The sequence below is a fragment of the Skermanella stibiiresistens SB22 genome (assembly GCF_000576635.1).
GTDB classification, from domain to species: Bacteria; Pseudomonadota; Alphaproteobacteria; order Azospirillales; family Azospirillaceae; genus Skermanella; species Skermanella stibiiresistens.
Genome location: NZ_AVFL01000028.1, coordinates 59,135 through 78,360, shown reverse-complemented (window position 1 = coordinate 78,360; position 19,226 = coordinate 59,135). Strand labels below are relative to the sequence as shown.

Sequence of the window (19,226 nt, the reverse complement as noted above, 5' to 3'; positions counted from 1 at the left end):
CGCCATGCCGGCTCCGGCGAGCACCCGCCGGACCTCCACCGCCCGCGCCAGTCCGTCGCGGACGCAGGCCAGATCGCGGGGCCCGCCGCGCCCCAGCGACAGCCGCGACAGCGCCCGCTCCATGTCGGGGCATTGGCGCAGCAGGGCCCGCGCCTCGGTCCGGACGCGATCCTGGGCCAGGAAGAACTCCACCATGTCGAGCCGCCCGGAGATTTCCGCCACGTCGGTCGAGGGGGCCGACAGCCGCGCCGCCAGCAGCCGGGCGCCGGGGCCGGTGACCGTGCGGTCGATCGCGGCCAGCAGACTGCCGCGACGCTCGCCGGTCAGGGTCCGCGTCAGTTCCAGGTTGCGGCGGGTGGAGGCGTCGATCTCCATGACCGCGCCCTGCGCCAGTTGGCGCGGCGGGTTCAGCCGGGGCACCCGGCCTTTCTGGGTCAGCTCGACGTAATCGACCAGGGCGCCGGCCGCCGCGACCTCCGCCCGGCTGAAGCTGCCGAAGGCATCAAGCGTGCCCACCCCAAACAGATCGAGCAGCCGGCGCCGGCCGTTCTCGCTGTCGAACCGGCTGTTCGGCTGGACCGTCAGCCGGCTCTTCCACTCGGCGAACAGCTCGAACAGGTCGGGTTGCTGGATCAGCCGCTCCGGCAGCACCAATTCCTGCGGGTCGAGTCGCTGGAGTGCCGCCGGCAGGGCGTCGCGGTTGACTGGCTGGAGCGTCAGCTCGCCGGTCGACAGGTCCAGCCACGCAAGCCCGGTTCCGCCCGCCGTCTCGGCCAGGGCGCACAGGAAGTTGTTGGCGCGGGCGTCCAGCAGGCTGTCCTCGGTCAGCGTGCCGGGCGTCACGACGCGGACCACCGCCCGCTTGACCACCGACTTGCCGCCGCGCTTCTTGGCCTCCGACGGGTCCTCCATCTGCTCGCAGATCGCCACCCGGTGGCCGTGCCGGATCAGCCGCAGCAGGTAGTTCTCGTGGCTGTGGACGGGGACCCCGCACATGGGGATGTCCTCGCCATTGTGCTGGCCGCGCTTGGTCAGCGTGATGTCCAGCGTCGCCGCCGCCGCGACCGCGTCGTCGAAGAACAGCTCGTAGAAGTCGCCCATGCGGTAGAACAGCAGGCAGCCAGGATGCGCCCGCTTGATCTCCAGGTACTGCGCCATCATCGGGGTCGAGGCGGCTGGAATGGCCGAATCGGGGGTCGAGGTGGTTTCGAGATTGGTGTCGGGCACTGGAACCGGATCGCTGTCGGGGGATGTGCTGGGGGAAGCTCTCATGGCGGCCGCACCCTAGCACGGCGGACGCGGGCCGGCCTAGGCACAGGGCGCCGTCGGGGATAGACTATCCCCATGGGGAACCCAGCCAAGGGACCGGCGGGTCCGTGGCGAGCATGATTCAGGGGATGGCGCCGAGATGCCCAACAGCAAGAATACCAGCAAGGTGCGCGAGATGGTCGCCCTATTCGAGAGTCGGCCCGATTTCGACCGGGCGGTGGTGGCCCTGATGCGCGCCGGGTTCGACCGCACCGATCTCAGCGTCCTGTCCAGCCACCAGTCGATCGATGTCGCGGGCCGGCCGAGCAAGCCGCGCGACGAGGCCCTGACGGCGCTGCTCGGCGACCTCAACTACGCCTTTCCCCTGACCACGGCCGGCCTGATCGCGATCGTCGGCGGCCCGATCACGGCGGCCGTCGCGGCGTTGATGGCGGCCGGCATCGGCGGCGCCGCCGTCAAGGAGTACCTGGACGAGGTGACCGCCCATCCCGAGACGGAAGATTTCGCCCGCGCCCTGGAGGCCGGTGGCGTCATCCTGTGGGTCTGCGTCGGGGAGGACCCCGCCAGGGAGCAGCGCGCCCGCGACGCCCTGACCGCCACCGGCGGCCGCAACGTCCATGTGGCGGAGCGGGCGCGGCCCAAGCCGGAGAGCGCCGCGGAAGCTTGAGCGGCGGCCGTCACCATCTCGGCTGAGGAAGATCGTCCGAGTCATCCTCCTCGACGGTTTCGCGTGGCCTCAGCGATCCGGCCACCTCCCGCAAAGGACGGGGCAGGGCGTCGAAGAACCCATCGTCGAGTGGATACTGGGGCAGTTCCGCCACAAGGAGATCGCGAAGCAGATACGCTTGGCCAACATCACGCCGAGCCTTCACCGGATCCCTCATCGGGCGCTTCGAAAGCCACAGCTTGTGAGCCATCCACATCCGGGGTTCCGGTACCACGATGGGAGCCGGGTATCCGTTGACATCAATGACGAGTGTCTCGACCGACGGGACGTTCACGAGCCATTGAAGCCCCTCGATCGGAGCCGGATCGAGATCGCCGGGTTTCAGGATGGCGTCAGGTTCCTTTCTCCAGGCGGGTTTGGGTTCCGGACGGATCAGGTCGATCATGAAGCCATCGTCGTTGGCCATGCGGTAAGGCGTTCGATCCATGATTTCGAAGCTCGCGTCCACACGCCTCACCAACCCGGCGACCGTGCGCTCGTCTTCATCGGGCACCATGATCCTGAGCCGGCGGCGCGCGTCCAACAACAGATCGACATCAGCCGTGGCGAGGGCATCGCCAGCGATGGTGACGCCGGCAAGCGCCTCATAGGCGAATAGGGAGTTGGTGCCGACGATCCGAATATGACCGAGGACGTTGGCATCATCGAGTTTTCGCAGTAAACGCGCCACGATACGCGGTACCCGGCCAAGCCCCGCCGCCTTCGCCAGCGCGGCGTGGGTGTCGAGCGACGCGGTCAGACTGGAAAGCCGCTGCTTGACTCTTTGGCGCCCTGCCATGAAGGCTGCGTAAACTTCGTCGGTATGCTCGTCACGCCGTCCGAGACTCCTTTCCCCCTTGCCAATTCTTCGGAAAAGGTACTCCGAACCATTTTTTTCCCGCCAGCGCATCGATCCGGCATAGTGTCGATCCGCGTTGCGGCGCGTGGCATGGAAGGCTTCATAGGCTTGGCGGAGATCAACAATCGTCTTTCGCTGAATTTCACTTAACTCGTTGAAAAGAAACATTTTCCCCACCTTGGTAAGGTTTCTCGTAGTGTAGTGGGGAAACCTTTTCGTTTCAAGCATTTAGCCAATATGGCGGGCGACCCTGGCGCCAGGGTGGTCGGCCAGTTCCTCCCCCGTCGGAAGCTTCGCACCCCTTCCGCGTGAGGCCGGCACGCGCGCCTTTTCAGCTTCAGCGGTGTTGAAGGTTTTATGACGGCGCCGGTTCGCCGGTGGCGGTCGCCCCACCCAGCCACGGCGAGGTCATGGTCATGCGTGAAGCGAGCGATACCCCTACCGCCAAAGATAGGGGCGCCAACGAAACGGGAGGAGCGGACGGGCCGCCCCTCGAGCGCTCCATCGGCATGACCCAGATGGCGTTCTACGGTCTCGGCAGCATGCTGGGCGCCGGCGTCTATGGATTGATGGGCAAGGCGGCCGGGGAGATGGGCAACGCGATCTGGATGGCCTTCCTGGTCAGCATGGTCGCGGCGCTGCTGACCGGACTGTCCTACGCCTCGATCGCGTCGCGCTACCCGAAGGCCGCCGGGGCCGCCTATGTCACCCAGCGGGCCTACCGCCAAGCGGCTCTGACCTATGTGGTCGGGCTGGCGGTGATGTGTTCCGGTCTGACCTCGGTCGCCACCCAGTCGCGCGTCGTCGCCGCAAATCTCCAGCAATTGGGCGTGTTCGATGGCGTCCCAGTGACCTTGCTGGCGATCGGCTTCCTGCTGTTGCTGGCCGGCATCGTCTTCCGCGGCATCCGGGAATGCATGTGGCTCAACATCGTCTGCACCGTGGTCGAGGCCGGCGGCCTGATCCTGGTCATCGTCGTCGGAGTTGGCTACTGGGGTTCGGTCGACCTGATGGAGACGCCGCCACCGACCGACGGCGGGGTGGGTGGAGTCACGGCGCTGCTCCTGATGCAGGGTGCCGTGCTGACCTTCTTCTCGTTCATCGGCTTCGAGGACACGCTGAACGTGGCCGAGGAGGTCAAGAACCCGCGCAAGGTGCTGCCCTGGGGCATCATGCTGGCGATGGTCGCGGCGACGCTGATCTACATCGCCGTCTCGATAACCGCCGTCTCCGTCGTTCCCTGGCGGGAGCTTTCCAGCGCCGCCGGTCCACTGACCGAGGTGGTCGCCCGCGCTGCGCCCTGGTTCCCGCCGATCGCGTTCCTGGCCATCACCCTGTTCGCCGTCACCAACACGGCGCTGCTCAACTACATCACCGCGTCGCGCTTGGCCTATGGCATGGCCCAGCAAGGATTGCTCCCGCGCTTCCTCCGGCGTGTCCACCCCACCCGGCGCACGCCTCACATCGCGGTGCTGCTCCTGCTGGCGCTGATCACCGGGTTGGCGCTGATGGGCGACATCACCGAACTGGCGTCGGCGACCGTGCTCCTGCTCCTGCTGGTGTTCTCCATCGTCAATGGGGCGCTGGTGATCCTGAAGCTGCGGCCCGAGGAGCCGGCCGGCGGGTTCGAGGTGCCGATCTTCGTGCCGATCCTGGGAGCGATCGTCTGCGCGGCGCTGCTGGTCAACCGATTCGCCACGGGCGACTGGCAGGCCCCGGTGATCGCGGGCGCGATTTTGGCTGGCATCCTGGCGCTCTACGCCGTCATGAGGCCCCGCCACGTCGATGACGACGACATGATGGCGATCCAGCAGGCGGAACCAGCGGAGTGAGGCGCCCCGATCGTCCCGCCGGCCTCAGTCCTCCTGGTCAGTCCTCCTGATAGCCCTTGTCGCGCATGCACTTGGCGAAGATCTCGCGCCGGTACGAATACTGCGGCGTCTCCGGGCTGGGCCGGCGTGGATAGCCGCGCAGCTGCATCTTGACGTCGACCTGCTCGGAACACTCGCCCTCCGCGACGGTTTGGGTGTTCCGGGTCGGCTCCCACCGCGTCTCATTGTCGCTGCCCGAGCACGCGGCGAGCACGGGCAGGATGGCCAAGCCCAGGATTACGGTCTTCAAGGTCATTCAATGATCTTCCCACGATTTCCATGGCGCCGGTGCGGATCAAACTTAACCAACTCCTGGTTAAGCGGCTGGTATGGCAAACCAGTCATGCGATCACAACCGTCTTGCGGAGCGATTTCACTATGCTACGGTTCGCCGCAACATAACAGGCCCCGCCGCACCCTTGATCATGCATTTAGTTTCAAGGGAGAGGATATGGGGCCGCCAGCAGGGACTCCCGTGGAGGTGGTGGCGTCGAAGGCGCCACCGGCCGCGGGTCATCGATGAGGAAACGTATGGCCGACCAAGAAAAGCGCGTGACGGACGAGGAAGCCCTTCTGCTGCATTCCAGCGGGCGTCCCGGCAAGCTCGAGATCGCGCCGACCAAGCCGCTGACCACACAGCGTGATCTGGCCCTGGCTTATTCCCCCGGCGTCGCCGCTCCGTGCCTGCGCATCCAGGAGGATCCCTCGACCGCCTACGACTACACCGCCAAGGGCAATGTCGTCGCGATCATCTCCAACGGCACCGCCGTGCTGGGATTGGGCGACCTGGGCGCGCTGGCGTCCAAGCCGGTGATGGAGGGCAAGGCCGTCCTGTTCAAGCGCTTCGCCGACGTGGATGGCATCGACCTGGAGGTCGACACCCGCGACGTCGACGAGTTCGTCAACTGCGTGCGCTTCCTGGGGCCGACCTTCGGCGGCATCAACCTGGAGGACATCAAGGCGCCGGACTGCTTCATCATCGAGCAGCGCCTGCGCGAGATGATGGACATCCCCGTCTTCCACGACGACCAGCACGGCACCGCCATCATCGCCGCCGCCGGCCTGATCAACGCGCTGCACCTGACCGGCCGCCGGATCGAGGACATCAAGGTGGTGATCAACGGCGCCGGCGCCGCCGCCATCGCCTGCGTCGAGCTGTTCAAGTCGATGGGCCTGCCCCATGACAGCGCGATCCTGTGCGACACCAAGGGTGTCATCTACCAGGGCCGCACCAACAGCATGAACCAGTGGAAGTCGGCGCACGCGGTCAAGACCGAGGCCCGGTCCCTGGCCGACGCGCTGGAAGGAGCCGACGTGTTCCTGGGCCTGTCGGCCAAGGGCGCCGTGACGCAGGACATGGTGCGGTCGATGGCCGCCAAGCCGCTGATCTTCGCGCTGGCCAACCCCGATCCCGAGATCACGCCGGAGGATGTCCGCGCGGTCCGTTCCGACGCGATCATCGCGACCGGCCGTTCGGACTACCCGAACCAGATCAACAACGTGCTGGGTTTTCCCTACATCTTCCGGGGCGCGCTGGACGTGCGGGCCTCGACCATCAACGACGCGATGAAGATCGCCGCCGCCCGCGCCATCGCGGCGCTGGCGCGCGAGGACGTGCCGGACGAGGTTGACGCGGCCTATTCCGGCCGCCGGCTGCGCTATGGCCCGGAATACATCATCCCGGTGCCGTTCGACCCGCGCCTGATCGTGACGATCCCGCCGGCCGTGGCGCAGGCCGCGATGGAGAGCGGCGTCGCGCGGAAGCCGATCATCGACATCACCGGCTACCGCAACGGGCTCCGCACCCGGCTCGACCCCACCGCCGACAGCCTCCAGTTGATCTTCGAGAAGGTCAAGGCCAACCCCCGGCGCGTCGTCTTCGCCGAGGGCGAGGAGGAGCGGTCGATCCGCGCGGCGCTGGCCTACCGGGCCGCCGGCTACGGCACGCCGATCCTGATCGGCCGCGAGGAGGTGATCCGCGAGCAGCTCTCGTCGCTGGGGTTGGATCCGGCCCAGAACGGCCTGGAGATCCACAACGCCCGCCTGTCCGACGCCAACCGGCGCTACACCGACTATCTCTATAGGCGACTCCAGCGGCGGGGCACGCTGCACCGCGACTGCCAGCGGATGGTCAACCAGGACCGCAACGTCTTCGCGGCGCTGATGGTCGCCCAGGGCGACGCCGACGCCATGGTGACGGGGCTGACCCGCAGCTTCGCCACCTGCTACAAGGACATCAGCCTGGTGATCGACCCGCGCCCCAACCAGCGCGTGTTCGGCGTGTCGGTCGTGGTGACCCGCAAGCGGACTGTCTTCATCGCCGACACCACGGTCAACGAGCTGCCGACCTCCGAGGAACTGGCGGAGATCGCGATCCAGACGGCGGCCAAGGCGCGTCAGATGGGCCACGAGCCGCGCGTCGCCTTCCTGTCCTTCTCCAACTTCGGCCAGTACATGCGGGGCCGCGCCGAGCATGTCCGCGACGCGGTGGCCCTGCTGGACCAGCGCCGGATCGACTTCGAGTACGATGGCGAGATGTCGGCCGACGTGGCGCTCGACCACGACCTGATGAAGCGGCTCTATCCCTTCTGCCGCCTGTCCGGTCCCGCCAACGTGCTGGTCATGCCGGCGCTGCACGCCGCCAACATCGGCGCCAAGCTGCTCCAGAAGATGGGCAACGGCCAGCTGATCGGTCCGCTGCTGATCGGGCTGGACAAGCCGGCCCAGGTCGTCCAGATGGGCGCCACCGTGTCGGACATCGTCAACGCGGCGGCGCTGGCGGCGCACGACTCGCTGCAATGGTGACCGGCCGTCCTTGACGGCCCCGGCCCCCTCCCATGCGGGGAGGGGGCCTCACATTAATGTTTTGTGACGCATGCCGGAGTTGCGGCGAACTGATGTACGTTATGGCTTGACGCATACCTGTCATACCGGCCAGCCATACCGAAACAGAAGCCGCGCGTGCCCCCATGCCATCGACGGTAGTTCCCACGACCATCCCCCGCCTGCTCGGCGGATCCCCGGTACTGGCGCTCGGCGTCCTTCTGACGGTCCTCGCCGTTTTCGACGTGATCGCGTGGGCCTCCGCCGGGATCGGCGTCGGGGCGGCGGTCGGGGCGGCCTTGATCGCGACCGCCACCTATCGGCGTGACGTGTCGGATGTCGCCTCATATCTCCAGTCCCTCGGCGAGGCCGACCGGAGTGTTCCGTTCCCGCCGGGCATGTCGCCGACCGCGCGGCTGCTGGGCGCCTCGGCGGCGCGCCTCCACGCCGAATGGCGGCAACGGGACGAGCGTTTCCGCGCCGGGATCGAGGCCAACGAACAGGTGCTCGAGGCGCTGCACGATCCGCTGATCCTGATCGCGTCGGACCGCAGGGTGACGCTCGCCAATCTGGCCGCGCGCGGGCTGTTCGGCGAGCGGATGACCGACCGCGATCTGGCCGCGACGCTCCGGAACCCGCACCTGCTGGGCGCCGTCGACGCCGTCATGGCTGGCGGCGCGTCGCGGATGGTGGAGTTCACCTTGCCGGTTCCGGTGGAGCGGGTCTTCGAGGCCCGCGTCAAGCCGTTCCGCCGAGGCGGGAGTGGCGGCAACGGCTCCGGCGACGGTGCTGGCGGCACCATCATCATCCTGACCTTGCACGACATCACCGCGATCAAGCGGTCGGAACAGATGCGCGCCGACTTCGTCGCCAACGCCAGCCACGAGTTGCGGACCCCGCTGGCGACGTTGCTGGGATTCATCGAGACCCTGCGCGGCCCGGCCCGTGACGACGCGGAGGCGCGCGACCGCTTCCTTGGCATCATGCACGAGCAGTCCCGGCGGATGTCGCGGCTGGTCAACGACCTGCTGTCGCTGTCCAAGATCGAGCTGGACGAACACACCACGCCAACGAGCCAAGCCGATCTGGCGCGGATCGCCCGAAGCGCCGTGGCGGCGCTGGAGCTGAAGGCGGCCAGCCGGAAGATCAAGCTTGTGCTGGACGCGCCGGCAAGCCTGCCTCTCGTCACCGGGGACGAGGATCAGTTGACCCAGGTGCTCCAGAACCTAATCGACAACGCGGTCAAGTACACCCGCGACAACACCGAGGTGCGCGTCACCCTGGCGCCGGTCACCCCGGCTTCCGGGGGTCGGCGTCCGGCGCCGATGGTGTCCGCCTCCGTCGCCGACCGGGGCGAGGGGATCGACCGGACGCACCTGCCACGGCTGACCGAACGGTTCTACCGGGTCGACGCGGCGCGCAGCAGGGCGCTTGGTGGCACCGGGCTCGGCCTCGCCATCGTCAAGCACATCGTCAACCGCCACCGCGGCCGGTTGACGATCGAAAGCGAGGTGGGAGTCGGCAGCACCTTCACCGTCTTGCTGCCCGCCGCCGTTTCGGTCGACGAGGGCGCGCAAGTCCCGCGGACCGCCGGTTCCGCCGCCTGAAAGCGGGTGTCATTAAACTGTCATGCGCCTGTAGTAATTGTATCGCCAATCACCGCTAAGGTCCCGCCCAACGCCGCTGGTGGAACACCACCGCGGAAAATCGGGCTTTTGGTCCGCATTTGGTGCAGTGATTGGAGGATATGGATCATGATCAACAAGAACCTCGCCGTGGCGGCGCTGGCCGCCCTCGCCTCGACCGTAGCATTGTCGGGCGGCGCGCAGGCCCAGGGACGTGACCAGATCCGCGTCGTCGGATCGTCGACCGTGTTTCCCTTCACCAGCGCCGTCGCCGAGACCTTCGGACGCATGGGCAAGTTCAAGACCCCGGTCGTCGAGTCCACCGGTACCGGCGGTGGCATCAAGCAGTTCTGCGCCGGCGTCGGCGTCCAGCATCCCGATCTGACCAACGCGTCGCGCCGCATCAAGAAGTCCGAACTGGAAGGCTGCGCGGCCAATGGCGTGACCACGGTCAGCGAGTTGGAAGTCGGCTTCGACGGCATCGTGATCGCCAATTCCAAGAGCACCGCCCACGCCGACTTCACCATCAAGCAGATCTTCCAGGCGCTCGCCAAGCAGGTCGTGGTCAACGGCCAAGTCGTGCCGAACCCCCACAAGACCTGGAAGGACATCGACCCGTCCCTGCCGGCCGCGGAGATCGAGGTCCTCGGCCCGCCCCCGACCTCGGGCACCCGCGACGCCTTCGTCGAACTGGTGATGGATGTCGGCTGCGCCCAGTTCCCCGAGATCAAGGCCCTGCCGGCCGACCAACAGAAGGCGGTTTGCAACCAGATCCGCGAGGACGGCGCTTTCATCGAAGCCGGTGAGAACGACAACCTGATCGTCCAGAAACTGGTCGCCAACAAGGACGCCTTCGGCATCTTCGGCTACAGCTTCCTCGACCAGAACATGGACAAGCTCCAGGGCGCCAAGATGAACGGCGTGGCTCCCGACCTGGACACCATCGCGTCGGCCAAGTACCCGGTGGCTCGTTCCATGTACGTGTACGTCAAGAACCAGCATGTCGACGTCATTCCCGGCATCCGCGAGTTCCTGGCCGAGTACACCAGCGAGAAGGCGTTCGGCGAGGAGGGCTATCTGGAGGCCAAGGGCCTGATCCCGCTGCCCAAGGACAAGCGCGAGAAGGTCCGGACCAGCATCCTCAACCTGACGCCCGTGACGATGTGATCCTCCGCGCCTAGTCGCGGCAGCCGTCCGCCACCGTGAACCACGGTGGCGGACGGCTGTACCCGGCTGTCAAGCGTCCTCAATCCCGAACGGGTCCCGATGCCAGTCACATTATTCCTCGCGGTCCTCGCGGCCCTGTCGTTCGCGGGGTTCCAGCTCGGCAGGTCACGCGCGGTCGCCTCGGCGGGCGGTCGGCTGTCAAGCCTCCATTCGGTGCCGACATACCATGGCTTCTACGTCGCGATGTGGGTTGGCCTGCCGGCCCTGATCCTGTTCGCGGTATGGGGCGGTCTGGAGGGATCGATCGTCAACGCCATGGTCCGGGCCAGCCTCCCGGCATCCATGACCGCGCTGTCGCCGCAGGAGATCAACCTGATCATGGTCGATGTCCATAATCTGGCGTATGGCAACATCAGCAGCCGGGTCGCCGATCCGGCCCTGCTCGCGGCGGCGGAGCACTACAAGCATTTACGCTCGATCGGCGATGGGGCGCTCGCCGTCCTGATGCTGGCGGCCGCGGGCATGGGGCTCCAGTACGCCCGCCAGCGGATCCAGCCCGGCCTGCGGGCGCGCAACCAAGTCGAGAAGGTGGTCACGGTCTTCCTGATCCTCTGCTCGTTGGTGGCGATCCTGACCACGGTCGGCATCGTGCTGTCCCTGCTGTTCGAAGCGATCCGGTTCTTCAACAAGGTGCCGCCGCTCGATTTCCTGTTCGGTTTGCAGTGGAGCCCGCAGACGGCGATCCGCGCCGATCAGGTGGCGTCCGACGGCGCCTTCGGCGCGGTTCCGCTGTTCACCGGCACGCTGCTTATCGCGACCATCGCCATGGCGGTCGCCGTGCCGCTGGGCCTGATGAGCGCCATCTACATGTCGGAATACGCCCCGCCGCGCGTTCGCGGCACGGTCAAGCCGATCCTGGAGATCCTGGCCGGCATCCCGACCGTGGTCTACGGCTTCTTCGCGGCGCTGACGATGGCCCCGTTCGTGCGAGACGTCGGACAGTCGCTGGGACTTTCGGTCAGCTCGGAGTCGGCGCTCGCGGCCGGCGTCGTGATGGGCGTCATGATCATCCCCTTCGTCAGTTCGCTGTCCGACGACATCATCAACGCGGTGCCCCAGTCGCTGCGCGACGGCTCTTATGGCCTTGGCGCCACCCGGTCGGAGACGATCCGCCAAGTCGTGCTGCCGGCGGCGCTGCCGGGCATCGTCGGCGGCATCCTGCTGGCGGTCAGCCGCGCGATCGGCGAGACCATGATCGTCGTGATGGCCGCGGGACTCGCCGCCAACCTGTCGGGCAACCCGCTGGACGCGGTCAGCACGGTCACGGTCCAGATCGCCACCCTGCTGGTCGGCGACCAGGAGTTCGACAGCGCCAAGACGCTGTCCGCCTTCGGCCTTGGTCTCGTGCTGTTCACCGTCACCCTTTGCCTGAACATCATCGCCCTGCGGGTGGTGAGGAAGTATCGGGAACAATATGACTGACATCATCAGCGACACACCCAAAGCCGCGATCTATCAGTCCGACGACTTCGCTGCCCGTCTGCGCAAGCGCTACGCCGCCGAGCGGCGGTTCAAGATGTACGGGGTCGTGGCGATCGGCGTGGCGCTCGGCATGCTGGCGATCCTGCTGACCAGCATCGTGGGGCAGGGCTACACCGCCTTCGCCCAGCACGATCTGGCTCTGGAGGTCTTCTTCGACCCGGCCGAGATCGACCCGCAAGGAAGCCGCGACCCGGCCGTCATCTCGAACGCCAACTATGGCGCCTTGGCCAGGACGGCACTCCAGGCGGTGTTCCCCGAGGTCGAGCAGCGGACCGACCGGCGCCGGCTGACCTCCATGATCAGCAACGGCGCCGCCTTCGAGCTGCGCCAGATGGTGATCGACGATCCGTCGCTGATCGGCACCCGTAAACAGGTGAGGATCCCCCTGGCGAGCGATTACGACCAGGTGCTGAAGGGCAACATCGACCGTACCCTGCCGGAAACCTCGCGCAAGGTGACCGATCAGCAGATCGCCTGGGTCGACAAGCTGGTCGCCAACGGTCAGATCGTCAACGGCTTCAACTGGCGCCTCTTCGCCAACGGCGACAGCCGCGACCCCGAGCTGGCCGGTCTGAAGGCCGGTCTTGTCGGTTCGTTGCTGACCCTGATGGTGACGCTCGGCCTCGCGATCCCGATCGGCATCTCGGCGGCGGTCTATCTGGAGGAGTTCGCTCCCAAGAACAAGCTGACCGACCTGATCGAGGTCAACATCAACAACCTCGCGGCGGTGCCGTCGATCGTCTTCGGCCTGCTCGGCCTGGCGGTGTTCCTCAACGCCTTCAACATGCCGCGCTCCGCCCCGGTGGTCGGCGGCATCGTGCTGGCCCTGATGACGCTGCCGACCATCATCATCGCCGGCCGGGCCGCCCTCAAGGCGGTGCCGCCCTCGATCCGCGAGGCGGCGCTCGGTGTCGGCGCCTCACCCCTCCAGGTGGTCACCCACCATGTGCTGCCGCTGGCGATGCCTGGCATCCTGACGGGAGTCATCATCGGCATGGCCCACGCCCTGGGCGAGACGGCGCCGCTGCTGATGATCGGCATGATCGCCTTCATCGTCGACACGCCCGGCGGCTTCGGCGACGCGTCCACCGTGCTTCCGGTGCAGATCTTCATGTGGGCCGACAGTCCGGAGCGGGGCTTCGTCGAACGCACCTCCGCCGCGATCATGGTTCTCCTGGCCTTCCTGATCGGGATGAACGCGATCGCCGTGTTCCTGCGCAAGCAATTTGAAAGGCGTTGGTGATGACCGCGCATACCCATACTGGCACCCCCACGAGGTCGACCGGCTCGCTCGCGGCCGGGATCGAGGCGCGCGCCGCCACCGGAGCCCTGGCCGGCGCCGGCAACAAGATGGACGCCAAGGGCGTCAAGGTGTTCTACGGCGCCAAGCAGGCGCTCAAGGGCATCGACCTGGAGATCCCGGACCGTCAGGTCACGGCGCTGATCGGCCCGTCCGGCTGCGGCAAGTCCACGTTCCTGCGCTGTCTCAACCGCATGAACGACACCATCGGCATCGCCCGGGTCGAAGGGCTGATCACGTTGGATGGCCAGGACATCTATGACCGGGAAATCGATCCGGTCCAGCTCCGCGCCCGCGTCGGCATGGTGTTCCAGAAGCCCAACCCGTTCCCCAAGTCGATCTACGACAACATCGCCTATGGCCCGCGCATCCATGGCTTGGCCAGCGGTCGCGACGAGATGGACGAGATCGTCGCCAAGAGCCTCCAGCGCGCCGGCCTGTGGAACGAGGTCAAGGACCGCCTGAAGGAGCCCGGCACCGGCCTATCCGGTGGTCAGCAGCAGCGCCTGTGCATCGCCCGCGCCGTCGCTGTCAGTCCCGAGGTGATCCTGATGGACGAGCCTTGCTCGGCGCTGGACCCGATCGCGACCGCCCATGTCGAGGAATTGATCGACGAGCTGCGCGAGAACTACACCATCGTCATCGTCACCCATAACATGCAGCAGGCGGCCCGCGTCTCCCAGCGCACCGCCTTCTTCCACCTGGGCGACATGGTCGAGGTCGGCGACACGGAAGACATCTTCACCAACCCGCGCGACGAGCGGACCCAGGGCTACATCACCGGCCGCTACGGCTGATCACGGCCGTATCCGCCGAACCGGTGAAACGCATTTCAGGAAAGCGGCGCATGAGCAACGAGCACATCGTCAAGTCGTTCGCGCAGGAACTCCAGCGCCTCGCGAACTTGATCACGCAGATGGGCGGGGTGGCGGAAGCCCAGGTCGAGGCGGCCGTCCAGGCCGTCGTCCGCCGCGACACGACCATCGCGACCCAGGTGATGCAGTCCGACCTGCGGGTCGACACCTACGAGCGCGAGATCGACGCGGAGACCCTGCGACTGCTGGCGTTGCGCCAGCCGATGGCGTCGGACCTGCGGGAGATCGTGTCGGCGCTCAAGATCGCCGCCGACCTGGAGCGGATCGGCGACTACGCCGCCAATATCGCGAAGCGGTCGATCGCCCTGGCCCAGGTCCAGGCGGTCCGTCCGGCCGCCGCGATCCCGCGGATGGGTCGCATGGTCCAGGAGATCATGAAGGAGGTGCTGGACGCCTTCATCGAGCGCGACGTGGACAAGGCCGTCGCGGCCCGGCGGCGCGACGAGGAGCTGGACGACCTCTACACCAGCCTGTTCCGCGAGGTCCTGACCTATATGATGGAGGACCCACGCAACATCACGCCCTGCACCCATCTGCTGTTCATCGCCAAGAACCTGGAGCGGATCGGCGACCACGCGACCAACATCGCGGAGACCATCCACTTCCTGGTGGTCGGTCAACCGTTGACAGCCGAACGCCAGAAGGGCGATGAAAGCAGCTACGCAGTCGTGATACCGGAGCCGATGGCGACCTCCGGCGAGTGAGTCTCGGGGTGACAGCGGCACTCGGGCATGATGAGACAAGGTATCCCATGAATTCGGCGCTAAAACCGCTCGTCCTCATCGTCGAGGACGAGGCGGATCTCGTGACGCTTCTCAAGTACAATCTTGAAAAGGAAAGCTTCCGCACCCTCTCCGCCGGGGATGGCGAGGAGGCCTTGCTGCTCGCCGCCGAACAGACGCCCAACATCGTCCTGCTCGACTGGATGCTGCCGCTGATGTCGGGCCTGGAGGTCTGCCGCCAGATGCGGCGCAACCCCAAGACCCGCGATATTCCGATCATCATGCTGACCGCCCGGGGCGAGGAGGCCGACAAGGTGCGCGGCCTCAACTCCGGCGCCGACGACTACATCGCCAAGCCGTTCTCCCCGACCGAGCTGGTCGCCCGCATGCGCGCCGTCCTGCGCCGGGCCAGCCCCGGCTTGGCGGAGGAACTTCTGCGGTTCAACGACGTGGTGATGGATCTGGCGGCCCACCGGGTCCGCCGCCAAGGCCGCGACGTGCATCTCGGCCCGACAGAGTTCCGGCTGCTGCGCCACTTCATGCAGCATCCCGGCCGCGTCTTCTCGCGCGAGCAGTTGCTGGATCTGGTCTGGGGCCACGACGTCTATGTCGAGCCCAGGACCGTCGACGTCCACATCCGACGTCTGCGTAAGGCCCTGAACGAGGAGACAGACGAGGACATCATCCGCACCGTCCGCTCCGCCGGCTACGCGCTCGACGCGAAGGGAAGCGTCCTCTGATTGGGATCCGTGTCCATCCCGTGCATCCTCGTCACCTGATCGCCCACGTTGATCCTGGACCGGAGAGTTTTTGGGTGTGAGGATTTTTTCGAAACACAGATAAAGAGGATTTACAGGATGGACACAGAACGAAAAAACATTGACGTCAGTATATAAAGTATAAGTGAAATATACTTGGTTCGTAGGTCGGCTTGCCATCTATCCAGTTATTCCGTGAGATCTGTGTCCATCCTGTAAATCCTCTTTATCTGTGTTGAAAGAATCGTCAGTTTGGATTGACCCAATACTCGATCATCAGTGCCGTCTTACAACCGGCGTCAGATGAACAGCATGTCGCCGTCGGCGGCGGCGCCGTTGAGCAGCGTGACGACACCGCCGGTCTGGACCGGCACGTCGTCGCGCAACTCGGAGGCGGTCATGCCGATCGCCCGCAAGGCCATCTCGCAGACCATCACCGTGACGCCCAGCGCCACGCAGGCTTCCAGAAGCTCCTCGAACTCGGCGACACCGCTCCGACCGAAATGGACGTTGCGATCCTCCGGCGACGAACCATCGTCCGCCGGGTCCAGGCCATGCCAGCCGCCAGCCGATTTCAGCGCCAGCACGGCGCGCCCGGTGAAAAACAGCGTCGCCTTGCGGTTGGTCGCGGCGGCGGCGCTCGCCATCACCAGCGCGTAGTGGACGCGGTCGAAGCCGCCGGAGAAGACGACCAGCGAGAGACCGGATGAGGCGCTCATGACGCTTCGCCTCCATGGGCCGAGAGATCGGTGATGGTCGGATGCGCGCCGCACAGCGGGCATTCGGGATCGGGCTGGACGCGCACCTTGTGGAAACTGGTCCGGAGCGCGTCGTACATCAGCAGGTGACCGGACAGGCTCTCGCCGATGCCCAGGATCTCCTTCATCACCTCGATCGCCTGGATCGACCCGACCGCTCCCGCCAAGGCGCCCAGCACGCCCCCCTCGGCGCAGCTCGGGATCAAGCCGGCGGGCGGAGGTTCCCGGAAGATGCAGCGGTAGCAGGGATTTCCCCCGCCCAGATGGGATTTGAAGGTCGAGATCTGGCCGTCGAACCGCAGCATCGCCGCCGAGACCAGCGTGCGGCCGCCGAGATGGCAGGCATCCGCCAGCAGGTACCGCGCCGCGAAGTTGTCGGTGCCGTCGGCGATCACGTCATGATCGGCGATCAGTCCCATCACGTTCGACGCGTCCAGGCGAACCTGATGGATGTCGAGCCGGATCTCCGGGTTGATCGCCTTCAGCCGCGCCTCGGCGCTCTGGACCTTGGGCGTCCCGATCGATGCCGTGTCGTGGATGATCTGGCGTTGCAGGTTGGACAGGTCGACCACGTCGTTGTCGACCACCCCGATGGTGCCGACACCCGCCGCCGCCAGATACAGCAGCAGGGGCGATCCCAATCCGCCGGCGCCCACCACCAGCACCCGCGATTTCAGCAACGCCTCCTGCCCGATGCCGCCAACCTCCGGCAGGATGATGTGGCGGGCGTAACGTTCGATCTGCGCTTCGGTGAAATCCATCGGGTCCTGACCTGGGGATGACGAACCACCAGTGGTCGTCATCCCTTTCCGTCATCCCCGGAACCTGCTCCGGGAATCCATCACGCCGGAGCGCTCTTGGCTTACTCCAGCCCTTCGAACAGGGCGGTCGACAGATAGCGTTCGGCGAAGGACGGGATGATCACGACGATCAGCTTGCCCTCGTTCTCCGGCCGCTGGCCGACCTCGATCGCGGCGGCGAGTGCCGCACCCGACGAGATGCCGACAGCCAGGCCCTCGACCCGGGCCGCCTTGCGGGCGGTCTCAAAGGCGCGCTGGTTGGAGATGCGCAGCACCTCGTCGATCAGGTCGGCCTTCAGGATGTCCGGCACGAAACCGGCGCCGATGCCCTGGATCTTGTGTGGGCCGGGCAGGCCGCCGGACAGGACTGGGCTATCCTCGGGCTCGACCGCGATGACCTTGAAGCCGGGCTTCCGCTCCTTCAGGACCTCGCCGACGCCGGTCAGCGTGCCGCCGGTGCCGACGCCGCTGATCAGGATATCGGCCTTGCCGTCGCTGTCGCGCCAGATCTCCTCGGCCGTGGTGGCGCGGTGGATCGCCGGGTTGGCCGAGTTCTTGAACTGCTGCGTGATGAAGGCGTCGGGCAGCGTGGACGCCAATTCCTCCGCCTTTCGGATGGCACCCTTCATGCCTTCCGACGCGGGCGTCAGCTCAAGCTCGGCGCCCAGCAGCTTCAGCATCTTGCGGCGCTCGACCGACATGCTCTCGGGCATGGTCAGGATCAGCCGATAGCCCTTGGCGGCGGCGACGAAGGCCAGCGCGATGCCGGTGTTTCCGGAGGTCGGCTCGACCAGCGTGGTCTTGCCCGGCTCGATCTTGCCATCCAGCTCGGCCGCCTCGATCATCGCGAGGCCGATGCGGTCCTTGACGCTGGACAGCGGGTTGAAGAACTCGAGCTTGCCGACGATGTCGGCCTTGACGCCGTACTCCGCCGCGAGCCGCCGGACGCGGACCAGCGGTGTGGCGCCGATCGTATCCAGGATGCTGTCGTAGATCTTGCCCCGGAACTCAGGCCCATGCTGTGAAGCCGCCATGGTATTCCACCCTTCGAAAACGTTAAATCTTGGAAATCACAGATAATGCAATGTAATCACTCGCGAAGGCAATTTAAATGCTGAAATCGATTTTGGCGTGGGTTTCGCTCTCGATGCCGGCTTGGTTGGCGCGCAGGCACAGATCCTCGATCGTGATGTCGTCCAACTGGGTCATGCAATCGTCCTGAAGCTGGAGCCAGATCGGACGCACGACCTTCAGGCCCAGGATCGACCCGGTCGGCTCCTCGACCGGATCGGTGGCCGTCTCCATGGCGCGGACGACCCGGACGATCTCGCCGATGTTGATCCGCCGCCGCTCGCGCGCCAATCGGTAGCCGCCGCGTGGGCCGCGCACCCCCGCCAGCACGCCAGCGCGGACCAGTTGCTGGAGCACCTGTTCCAGGTAGCGCTTGGGAATACCTTGCCGGCGCGTGATCTCGCCGCTTTGGACCGGCTCGCTGCCGGCGTTGTAGGCGATGTCGAGCACCGCCTCGATCGCGAACATCAGTTTCTTGGAGATGCGCAGCATCATTTCCGTCCTTTCTCTTTCCCGGCGCTCTCGATCCCGGTGGAGCCGAAACCACCGCCGCCGCGGGCGCTGCCGTCCAGGAGTTCGGTCACGTTCCAGGAAACGCGGGTATAGGAGGCGACCACCAGTTGCGCCACGCGCATGCCGCGTTCGACGGTGAAGGGCTGGTCGCCATGATTGATCAGGATGACCCCGACCTCGCCGCGATAATCCGCGTCGATCGTGCCAGGGCTGTTCAGCACGCCGATGCCGTGGCGCAGCGCCAAGCCCGACCGCGGCCGGACCTGCGCCTCGTAGCCGGCGGGTAAGGCGAACGCGAAGCCGGTCGGGATCAAGGCCCGCGCTCCCGGCTCCAGCACAACCGGCCGGTCTATCGCCGCCGCCAGATCCATGCCGGCTGAATGCTCCGTCGCATAGGCTGGTGGGTCGAGATCGGCTCCGCTGGGAAGGCGCGTGATGGCCACCGTCACCGAGGCCACTCCGGGGACCGCCCCCTGGGGGTCCCTCGGCGTGTCCGGCGCGTTTGGATATTCGGGTATGCTAGGCACGGTGGAAAGATCGCCACAGGTAAGGGTTATGCGCTGTAGA

Annotated in this window: 18 protein-coding genes; 10 read left to right on the top strand and 8 right to left on the bottom strand. The window is 66.4% G+C overall.

All coding sequences use genetic code 11. The features are described 5' to 3' along the window. Positions 1-1,161: MutS family DNA mismatch repair protein (locus tag N825_RS27995; RefSeq protein WP_483852544.1), on the bottom strand; the 1,161-nt coding region annotated here is incomplete at its 3' end. 247 nt (positions 1,162-1,408) lie between these two features. Between N825_RS27995 and N825_RS27990 the strand changes: the two genes are divergently transcribed. Then, positions 1,409-1,936 (top strand): hypothetical protein, encoded by a 528-nt coding sequence (locus N825_RS27990; protein WP_037459227.1) that lies wholly within the window; start codon positions 1,409-1,411, stop codon positions 1,934-1,936. Positions 1,937-1,946: 10 nt separating this feature from the next. On the opposite strand, the gene N825_RS27985 is transcribed toward N825_RS27990, so the two are convergent. Continuing rightward, positions 1,947-3,002 (bottom strand): nucleotidyltransferase family protein, encoded by a 1,056-nt coding sequence (locus tag N825_RS27985; RefSeq protein ID WP_037459261.1) that lies wholly within the window; start codon positions 3,000-3,002, stop codon positions 1,947-1,949. Positions 3,003-3,250: 248 nt separating this feature from the next. Here N825_RS27985 and N825_RS27980 point away from each other — a divergent pair, with 248 nt between their 5' ends. Continuing rightward, positions 3,251-4,666, top strand: a complete 1,416-nt coding sequence (locus N825_RS27980; protein ID WP_084165129.1) for an APC family permease — start codon at positions 3,251-3,253, stop codon at positions 4,664-4,666. Positions 4,667-4,703: 37 nt separating this feature from the next. Here N825_RS27980 and N825_RS27975 read toward each other — a convergent pair whose 3' ends face one another. Beyond that, positions 4,704-4,961, bottom strand: a complete 258-nt coding sequence (locus tag N825_RS27975; protein WP_037459225.1) for a hypothetical protein — start codon at positions 4,959-4,961, stop codon at positions 4,704-4,706. A 275-nt stretch (positions 4,962-5,236) separates the two neighbouring features. Between N825_RS27975 and N825_RS27970 the strand changes: the two genes are divergently transcribed. The 8 genes from N825_RS27970 (at position 5,237) to phoB (ending at position 15,499) form a co-directional block, all read left to right on the top strand. Further along, positions 5,237-7,510, top strand: coding sequence for an NADP-dependent malic enzyme (locus tag N825_RS27970; protein WP_037459223.1), 2,274 nt, complete (start codon positions 5,237-5,239; stop codon positions 7,508-7,510). Positions 7,511-7,674: 164 nt separating this feature from the next. Next, on the top strand, positions 7,675-9,135 hold the full coding sequence (locus N825_RS27965; RefSeq protein WP_051513339.1) for an ATP-binding protein: 1,461 nt from the start codon (positions 7,675-7,677) through the stop codon (positions 9,133-9,135). Between the two features lie 147 nt (positions 9,136-9,282). After that, on the top strand, positions 9,283-10,320 hold the full coding sequence (locus N825_RS27960) for a PstS family phosphate ABC transporter substrate-binding protein (protein WP_037459221.1): 1,038 nt from the start codon (positions 9,283-9,285) through the stop codon (positions 10,318-10,320). Between the two features lie 99 nt (positions 10,321-10,419). Further along, the gene (gene pstC / locus N825_RS27955; RefSeq protein WP_037459219.1) at positions 10,420-11,802 is read left to right on the top strand and encodes a phosphate ABC transporter permease subunit PstC; all 1,383 of its coding nucleotides are present in this window, start codon (positions 10,420-10,422) and stop codon (positions 11,800-11,802) included. Then, positions 11,795-13,105, top strand: a complete 1,311-nt coding sequence (gene pstA / locus N825_RS27950) for a phosphate ABC transporter permease PstA (protein WP_051513337.1) — start codon at positions 11,795-11,797, stop codon at positions 13,103-13,105. Before pstC ends, pstA begins: the two co-directional genes overlap by 8 nt. Positions 13,106-13,212: 107 nt before the next feature. Further along, the gene (gene pstB, locus N825_RS27945; RefSeq protein ID WP_245613255.1) at positions 13,213-13,959 is read left to right on the top strand and encodes a phosphate ABC transporter ATP-binding protein PstB; all 747 of its coding nucleotides are present in this window, start codon (positions 13,213-13,215) and stop codon (positions 13,957-13,959) included. 50 nt (positions 13,960-14,009) lie between these two features. Continuing rightward, positions 14,010-14,741 (top strand): phosphate signaling complex protein PhoU, encoded by a 732-nt coding sequence (phoU, locus tag N825_RS27940; protein ID WP_037459215.1) that lies wholly within the window; start codon positions 14,010-14,012, stop codon positions 14,739-14,741. Between the two features lie 47 nt (positions 14,742-14,788). Further along, positions 14,789-15,499, top strand: coding sequence for a phosphate regulon transcriptional regulator PhoB (gene phoB, locus N825_RS27935; RefSeq protein WP_037459214.1), 711 nt, complete (start codon positions 14,789-14,791; stop codon positions 15,497-15,499). Between the two features lie 317 nt (positions 15,500-15,816). On the opposite strand, the gene N825_RS27930 is transcribed toward phoB, so the two are convergent. The 5 genes from N825_RS27930 to dut all read right to left on the bottom strand — a co-directional run bounded on the left by N825_RS27930 (position 15,817) and on the right by dut (position 19,117). Then, a complete protein-coding gene (locus N825_RS27930; RefSeq protein ID WP_037459212.1) occupies positions 15,817-16,236 on the bottom strand; it encodes a DsrE/DsrF/DrsH-like family protein in 420 nt (139 codons plus the stop codon). Then, positions 16,233-17,036: a HesA/MoeB/ThiF family protein gene (locus N825_RS27925; RefSeq protein ID WP_037459210.1), complete on the bottom strand. Its 804-nt coding sequence runs from the start codon at positions 17,034-17,036 to the stop codon at positions 16,233-16,235. Before N825_RS27925 ends, N825_RS27930 begins: the two co-directional genes overlap by 4 nt. 101 nt (positions 17,037-17,137) lie before the next feature. Beyond that, on the bottom strand, positions 17,138-18,109 hold the full coding sequence (gene cysK / locus N825_RS27920) for a cysteine synthase A (protein ID WP_037459209.1): 972 nt from the start codon (positions 18,107-18,109) through the stop codon (positions 17,138-17,140). A 73-nt stretch (positions 18,110-18,182) separates the two neighbouring features. Beyond that, positions 18,183-18,638 carry an RrF2 family transcriptional regulator gene (locus N825_RS27915; protein WP_037459254.1) on the bottom strand — a complete coding sequence of 152 codons (456 nt, stop codon included), beginning with the start codon at positions 18,636-18,638 and terminating at the stop codon, positions 18,183-18,185. Next, positions 18,638-19,117, bottom strand: coding sequence for a dUTP diphosphatase (dut, locus tag N825_RS27910; RefSeq protein ID WP_037459207.1), 480 nt, complete (start codon positions 19,115-19,117; stop codon positions 18,638-18,640). The genes N825_RS27915 and dut overlap by 1 nt, the downstream gene beginning before the upstream one ends. Between the last annotated feature and the right edge of the window lie 109 nt (positions 19,118-19,226).

What these genes read in the sequence shown, in the direction of transcription:
- N825_RS27915 (WP_037459254.1), bottom strand. Translation starts at nt 18,638, where the DNA reads ATGCTGCGCATCTCCAAGAAACTGATGTTCGCGATCGAGGCGGTGCTC.
- N825_RS27965 (WP_051513339.1), top strand. Translation starts at nt 7,675, where the DNA reads ATGCCATCGACGGTAGTTCCCACGACCATCCCCCGCCTGCTCGGCGGA.
- pstC (WP_037459219.1), top strand. Translation starts at nt 10,420, where the DNA reads ATGCCAGTCACATTATTCCTCGCGGTCCTCGCGGCCCTGTCGTTCGCG.
- N825_RS27960 (WP_037459221.1), top strand. Translation starts at nt 9,283, where the DNA reads ATGATCAACAAGAACCTCGCCGTGGCGGCGCTGGCCGCCCTCGCCTCG.
- N825_RS27970 (WP_037459223.1), top strand. Translation starts at nt 5,237, where the DNA reads ATGGCCGACCAAGAAAAGCGCGTGACGGACGAGGAAGCCCTTCTGCTG.
- N825_RS27980 (WP_084165129.1), top strand. Translation starts at nt 3,251, where the DNA reads ATGCGTGAAGCGAGCGATACCCCTACCGCCAAAGATAGGGGCGCCAAC.
- pstB (WP_245613255.1), top strand. Translation starts at nt 13,213, where the DNA reads ATGGACGCCAAGGGCGTCAAGGTGTTCTACGGCGCCAAGCAGGCGCTC.
- N825_RS27975 (WP_037459225.1), bottom strand. Translation starts at nt 4,961, where the DNA reads ATGACCTTGAAGACCGTAATCCTGGGCTTGGCCATCCTGCCCGTGCTC.
- phoU (WP_037459215.1), top strand. Translation starts at nt 14,010, where the DNA reads ATGAGCAACGAGCACATCGTCAAGTCGTTCGCGCAGGAACTCCAGCGC.
- N825_RS27930 (WP_037459212.1), bottom strand. Translation starts at nt 16,236, where the DNA reads ATGAGCGCCTCATCCGGTCTCTCGCTGGTCGTCTTCTCCGGCGGCTTC.
- N825_RS27985 (WP_037459261.1), bottom strand. Translation starts at nt 3,002, where the DNA reads ATGTTTCTTTTCAACGAGTTAAGTGAAATTCAGCGAAAGACGATTGTT.
- phoB (WP_037459214.1), top strand. Translation starts at nt 14,789, where the DNA reads ATGAATTCGGCGCTAAAACCGCTCGTCCTCATCGTCGAGGACGAGGCG.
- cysK (WP_037459209.1), bottom strand. Translation starts at nt 18,109, where the DNA reads ATGGCGGCTTCACAGCATGGGCCTGAGTTCCGGGGCAAGATCTACGAC.
- pstA (WP_051513337.1), top strand. Translation starts at nt 11,795, where the DNA reads ATGACTGACATCATCAGCGACACACCCAAAGCCGCGATCTATCAGTCC.
- N825_RS27990 (WP_037459227.1), top strand. Translation starts at nt 1,409, where the DNA reads ATGCCCAACAGCAAGAATACCAGCAAGGTGCGCGAGATGGTCGCCCTA.
- N825_RS27925 (WP_037459210.1), bottom strand. Translation starts at nt 17,036, where the DNA reads ATGGATTTCACCGAAGCGCAGATCGAACGTTACGCCCGCCACATCATC.